1 pseudogene is annotated in these 900 nt (G+C 51.8%); it reads right to left on the reverse strand.

The annotated features are described in order from the left end of the window. Positions 1-900, reverse strand: a pseudogene (locus AZ66_RS29345) (exodeoxyribonuclease V subunit gamma); the annotation flags it as partial.

Consider the following 900-nt stretch of genomic DNA (forward strand, 5'->3'; position numbering starts at 1 on the left):
TGGATGATGCAGTACTGATTTTCTTTCTGATCCGTAAAATAGGGAATCCCCGCCTCGGTGAATACCGTATCAATCAGCTCTCCATAATGTGCAATGTTCCGCACCATTACCGCCATGTCCCGCCAGCGTACCTGCTCGTTGCGCACACGCCGCAGCATTTCCCCAGCAACCGCTTCAACCTCGGCGCGGCGATGTACTGCCGCCTGCACCGTAACCTCTCGCTTCGTATCGTGATCGGACGCATGGCTTTCCTTGCTCGTCACATTAACTTCAGGCGCACGATAGGGCACTTTGCGTTCAAAATGACGCTCCAGATGAGCAAGCTTCGGAGAAGCTGTATAACGAGGAAGTGGCGCTTCCTTCGAGTCAAGATGCTTTATGCTCCCAATGTCCACGCCAAGCGTATCGGCCATCTCTAGCAGCTTCAGCATGGTAGTAGCCGTCGGATGGAACAAATTCAGCTCATGCGGAACTTCGCCAAGCGCGTAAGCCTTATCCAAACACAGCGTCACACTTACATTCGGCGCATGGAGAATGAGCGAAGCGAGAACCGCATATTCTTGTGGGGTAAATCCGTGAAACCCGTCAATCCAAATATCAGCTCTCTTCACGTACTCCGATGCTGCAACGCCCTCGGACAATCGAGCAAGCACGTCTTCCCCATCCAAGTAACGACCAGCCAATTCCGATTCAAACTCATGCAGGATGCTGGAAATGTCGCGAAGCTTCGCGGATAACAGCGGTTGTCCTGTCATGTGAGCGTCCAAAAAAGCAAGATGCTCCTCAACTTCACTGGACTCTACTCGATACCGCTTCATCTCATCAAAGAGATCGTTCAGCTTCTCGATAAATCCGAATTGTTCTGCTGCACCCGCAAATAAAGGCAATCCGACTTGCGTC

The organism is Paenibacillus sp. E194 (assembly GCF_000935845.1).
Classification (GTDB): domain Bacteria; phylum Bacillota; class Bacilli; order Paenibacillales; family Paenibacillaceae; genus Paenibacillus_B; species Paenibacillus_B alvei_B.